The 4,727-nt window shown below is 43.2% G+C and carries 6 protein-coding genes; 2 read left to right on the top strand and 4 right to left on the bottom strand.

Translation table 11 applies throughout. The features are described 5' to 3' along the window. A partial coding sequence (locus WBA23_RS17275) for a gamma-glutamyltransferase (RefSeq protein WP_424583535.1) occupies nucleotides 1–647 on the top strand: 647 nt, incomplete at its 5' end. Nucleotides 648–657: 10 nt separating this feature from the next. On the opposite strand, the gene WBA23_RS17270 is transcribed toward WBA23_RS17275, so the two are convergent. Next, entirely contained in the window at nucleotides 658–870 is a 213-nt protein-coding gene (locus tag WBA23_RS17270) for a hypothetical protein (RefSeq protein WP_424583534.1), read from the bottom strand. Between the two features lie 411 nt (nucleotides 871–1,281). Between WBA23_RS17270 and bshB1 the strand changes: the two genes are divergently transcribed. Further along, nucleotides 1,282–2,001: a bacillithiol biosynthesis deacetylase BshB1 gene (gene bshB1, locus WBA23_RS17265; RefSeq protein WP_424583533.1), complete on the top strand. Its 720-nt coding sequence runs from the start codon at nucleotides 1,282–1,284 to the stop codon at nucleotides 1,999–2,001. A 44-nt stretch (nucleotides 2,002–2,045) separates the two neighbouring features. Here the strand turns inward: bshB1 and WBA23_RS17260 are convergent, their stop codons facing one another. The 3 genes from WBA23_RS17260 to WBA23_RS17250 form a co-directional block, all read right to left on the bottom strand. Then, nucleotides 2,046–2,243, bottom strand: coding sequence for a Sec-independent protein translocase subunit TatA/TatB (locus WBA23_RS17260; protein WP_424583532.1), 198 nt, complete (start codon nucleotides 2,241–2,243; stop codon nucleotides 2,046–2,048). 81 nt (nucleotides 2,244–2,324) lie between these two features. Then, nucleotides 2,325–3,005, bottom strand: a complete 681-nt coding sequence (locus WBA23_RS17255) for a metal-dependent hydrolase (RefSeq protein WP_424583531.1) — start codon at nucleotides 3,003–3,005, stop codon at nucleotides 2,325–2,327. Nucleotides 3,006–3,163: 158 nt separating this feature from the next. Continuing rightward, entirely contained in the window at nucleotides 3,164–4,582 is a 1,419-nt protein-coding gene (locus WBA23_RS17250; RefSeq protein WP_424583530.1) for an L-serine ammonia-lyase, read from the bottom strand. Between the last annotated feature and the right edge of the window lie 145 nt (nucleotides 4,583–4,727).

The following is a 4,727-nucleotide window of genomic DNA, read 5'->3' as shown; positions in this document are numbered from 1 at the left end:
ACTTTGATTCTACGGCTGCCACACCCAGTTCTATGATCTCGGCAGGTAATCCAGCTCCGGTAGAAGCAATGGAAACCACCCACTTTTCTATCATTGACAAAGATCGTAACGCAGTTTCGGTAACCACCACACTCAATGGTGGCTACGGTTCTAAGGTAGTAGTTGGCGGTGCGGGTTTTTTCCTGAATAACGAAATGGATGATTTTAGTATCAAGCCCGGTTTTCCCAATATGTTTGGCTTAGTAGGCGGGGAAGCTAACGCCATTCAGCCCGAGAAGCGAATGCTGAGTTCAATGACGCCAACGATCGTTGAGAAAAACGATAGTCTATACATGGTGGTTGGCACGCCGGGTGGCTCTACGATAATCACCTCAGTCTACCAAACCATTTTGAATGTAGTGGAGCATGATATGGGAATGCAGGAAGCCGTGACCGCCGGGCGCTTTCACCACCAGTGGAAACCCGACACTATTTTTGCCGAACCTACCGCCTTCAGTATTGAAGTAGCAGATAGGTTAAAAGCGATGGGCCATCATCTGGTAGAGCGCAGCAGCATTGGTCGAGTAGATGCAATTTTGGTGCTACCCGACGGCAAACTAGAAGGCGGGGCTGATCCCCGTGGGGATGATACGGCAGTAGGGTATTAAATTCTGTTAACTACAGAACAGCAAAGCAGATAAGTAAGCCAATAACAATGGAGTAACCGATAATCATATCAATATTACGTTGCTCGGAAGGAGAGCGGCTTTTACCAGATTTTGAGAATGGTGTGCGAAATAACCAACCAACACTACGGCCAAGTAAGTATAAAATTTGAAATCCTAATAGTTCTAGAAAGCCTATAACAAGCAGCGTGATGAAAGAAGCCATATAAGTAAGAAGATGATTAGATAGCGCTATCTCAATTGCTAGCTAGGCCTAGCAGGACAAAAAAGCCAACAACGAGGGTATAGCCAATCAGTACATTTTGCCAGCGTATTCTCGGACCAGCACTCTATTCTGAAGCTTTTCCGAAGGCTGAACGAACACCTTGGCCGATACTTCCGGCTATACGCAAGCCAATCAATTCTAAAACGATGATGAAGATCAGTGTTCCTATAGCGATCATGAAAGTTCGGCTAATAGTAGAGTTTCTCTTTTTTACGGCTACCGCTCACTTATGTTCTTTTAAGTTTACCTACCTTTGATCAAGAGCAGTAGCTCTTAACCATTTATGATCATCAGTAAATTTATAACCATCAACACCTCAGCTACTACCTTTATTACCTCTTAACAATTCATATGAGTAAAGTAGATATATTAGTGATCTCGGTACATCCCGATGATGCCGAACTAGGTTGCGGGGCAACTATCGCTAAGCACGTAGCCGAAGGAAAAACGGTCGGCATAGTTGATTTGACCCGCGGTGAACTAGGTACCCGAGGTACTCCCGAAATTCGAGCGGAAGAAGCGGAGGAAGGAAGGAAAATTTTAGGAGCTACCTTCCGCAAAAATTTGGGTATGGCCGATGGGTTTTTCGTCAATGATTCAATTCATCAGGTAGAAATTATAAAAGCCATTCGTTCTCATCAACCCGAAATTATTTTAGCCAATGCCGTTAGTGACCGACATCCGGATCACGGAAGGTCGGCTGAATTAATACGGGAGGCTTGTTTCTACTCTGGATTAGCTAAAATTAGTACGGTTCAAGATGATAGTGAGCAGACAGCTTGGCGTCCGAAAAGAGTATATAATTTCATTCAGACAAGCTACATTAAGCCCGATTTTGTGGTGGATGTTTCTGATTATTGGGAAGTGAAGATGAGCGCAATCCGAGCGTTTAAGTCTCAATTCAACGGCGGCAATGGTGATGATCCGCAGACATTTTTAACCAACCCCTTGTTTATAAATTTTGTTGAGGCTCGTGGTAAAGAGCTAGGTCACGCTATTGGAGTAGCCTACGGGGAAGGGTTCACCGTAAATCAGCAGATCGGAGTAAATAATTTGTGGAATATTCGGTGAGGTGAAAAGAAAAAGGCTAAGCGTAAATTCTCAGCCTTGTTAAGTTACTTATCTAAGCGAACTCCGCTTTCAATCTCGTCTTTAATTTCTTTAGTAGCATCTTTGAACTCGCGGATGCCGCGTCCCATCCCTTTGGCAATTTCAGGTATTTTGCTGGCACCGAAGAAAACAAGAACAAAAACCAGGATAATCATAATTTCCCAGCCGCCTAATCCGCCAATAAATAATAATGTCGTTTGCATATGTGTAGCTTGTTAATAAAATTAAAGATTGAAAAATTACCAATTGAAAACAACAACAATCTTCAATTTGCAATTTTTAATTTATAAATCTACGGTAGAACCAATCTCGGCTAGTACCAGTTCTTTTCCGGCTTGTTTAAATTTTTCAGTGGCATCTTGATGATCTATCTTAATATAGCCAAACGTGTCGTAGTGGACACCTAGAACCTTATTACACTGAATAAAATCGCTAGCCGTGATGGCATCGTCAATCCCCATTGTAAAGTTATCGCCGATGGGTAAAATAGCAAAATCCAGTTTTCCGTAGCGGGGAATCAATTGCATATCCATAGTTAGGGCAGTATCCCCGGCGTAGTAGAATCTGTGTTGATTGTTACTAACAATGAAACCGCCGGGGTTCCCTAGGTAGGTACCATCATCCAGCGCGCTGGAGTGAACCGCATTTACGTAGCGTACTTTTCCAAAGTCAAAGTTAAACGCCCCGCCGTGGTTCATCGGATGGCCATTCTCAATTCCTTCGCGGCCCAACCACTGAATAATTTCGTAGTTAGAGACAACTTTCGCACCGGTCTGCTTAGCTAACTGAATAGCATCGGCTACGTGGTCGGCGTGACCGTGGCTCAGTAAAATATAATCTGCTTCAATAGCTGAGACATCAATATCCTTAGCCAGATCATTAGGAGTAATAAAGGGGTCAAACAACAGTTTGGTGCCCGAAAATTCTACTAAAAAGCAGGAGTGGCCGTAGTAGGTGATATTCATGAGTTTTTGGTGTTAAAGTGTTTTGGTGTTATTGTGTTAGTGTACTATAGTGCTATAGTTTTAAGTTCAGGAATTGAGTATGGTAAAACTTATACTATCGTTAAACAGAAAATATAGAACCATAACACCATCGCACACTAACACAAGAACACGGTAAGTTAACATTCTGGAAGGGCTACCGAAACTTTAAGGGCTAATCCACCTTCAGCCGTTTCTTTATATTTCTGATTCATATCTTGGGCAGTATTCCACATGGTTTCAATAACTTGATCCAGCGATATTTTAGCATCATCAGGATCAGCATCCAATGCGATGTTGCTCGCAGTAATTGCTTTAATGGCTCCCATAGAGTTTCGTTCAATACAAGGAATTTGTACTAAACCACCTACCGGATCACAAGTAAGACCCAAGTGGTGCTCCATGGCAATTTCGGCCGCCATCAATGACTGCTTTACGCTTCCTCCTAGGCAAGTGGTAAGTGCCGCTGCCGCCATAGAAGATGATACTCCAATTTCGGCTTGACAACCCCCCATTGCGGCTGAAATAGTGGCTCCTTTTTTATAGTAAGTTCCTATCTCACCGGCCACTAACAAAAAATCGATAATATCATCTTCTGAGATGTTCTGCTTGCAAAAGCACAAATAATATAGCAGTACTGCCGGAATTACTCCGGCAGCTCCATTGGTGGGGGCCGTAACCACACGACCAAATGACGCATTTTCTTCGTTGACGGCAAAGGCAAAGCAGCTTACCCACTTTAGTATTTGCTGAGTATGGCAACTGATTTGGGTCAGGGCTTCTAGCCATTCTTCCGGCTTACGGAAATCGGAGTCGGGCATTAGCTTTTGATACATCAAAGGAGCACGGCGAGTAACATTTAGACCGCCGGGCAATTTGCCTTCGGTATGGCAGCCCTTAAAAACGCAGTCGCGCATCACTACCCATAATTGTAGTAAATCAGCTCGAATAGCTTCTTTGCTTCGCCAGGTTTGTTCATTTTCCCACAGAATATCAAGCATAGAACCACCCGTATTTTCAGTGTGAGCAAGTAGCTCTTTTGGGGTATGAGCCGGATATGGAAGTATGTGGTGAGATTCCTCCGCTTGTTCGTTTTCTTTCACCACAAATCCACCTCCAATAGAATAGTAAGTTTCTAGCAAGCGTTCACCGTCGTCGGTTTCAGCCCACATGCGAATGCCGTTGGGGTGGTACGGTAGGTTTTCTGGGCGAAATATAATATTGGTGGTAGGGTCAAAAGAAACTGGATGAATGCCCAGTAGATCAATAGAATGACTTTGACGAATAAGTTGGGTTTTCTGCTGAATCATATTGGTATCAATAGTTTCAGGGTCTTCGCCAGATAGGGCTAGCATAATGGCGATATCCGAACCATGTCCTTTTCCCGTTTTAGCTAACGAACCGTATAGCTCTACTGTAATTGTGTTGATCTGGGATAACTTAGAAGCCTTTTGAATGGACTGAATAAATAGCTGAATGGCTCTCCAAGGGCCAAGGGTGTGGGAGCTAGAGGGGCCAATACCGATTTTTAGAATATCAAATACGCTGAGTTGTTCCATGGTGGAGGTAAAAAGTGGTTGAAGTGAAGCACAAAAAATATATACAAGTATAAATAATTCAGTAAGATTGGACAAATGTTAAAACGAGCGATTAGGCACAAAAAAACCAACAGCACACATTTTGGTACTGCTGGAATAGGGATTT

The organism is Tunicatimonas sp., from assembly GCF_049647865.1.
In the GTDB taxonomy this organism is placed as follows: Bacteria; Bacteroidota; Bacteroidia; order Cytophagales; family Cyclobacteriaceae; genus Tunicatimonas.
Note: the sequence above shows the minus strand (reverse complement) of the source record. Positions and strands in the feature narration are given on the sequence as shown.

Coding starts and splice junctions, on each gene's coding strand:
- WBA23_RS17270 (WP_424583534.1), bottom strand. CDS start 870: ATGGCTTCTTTCATCACGCTGCTTGTTATAGGCTTTCTAGAACTATTA.
- bshB1 (WP_424583533.1), top strand. CDS start 1,282: ATGAGTAAAGTAGATATATTAGTGATCTCGGTACATCCCGATGATGCC.
- WBA23_RS17260 (WP_424583532.1), bottom strand. CDS start 2,243: ATGCAAACGACATTATTATTTATTGGCGGATTAGGCGGCTGGGAAATT.
- WBA23_RS17255 (WP_424583531.1), bottom strand. CDS start 3,005: ATGAATATCACCTACTACGGCCACTCCTGCTTTTTAGTAGAATTTTCG.
- WBA23_RS17250 (WP_424583530.1), bottom strand. CDS start 4,582: ATGGAACAACTCAGCGTATTTGATATTCTAAAAATCGGTATTGGCCCC.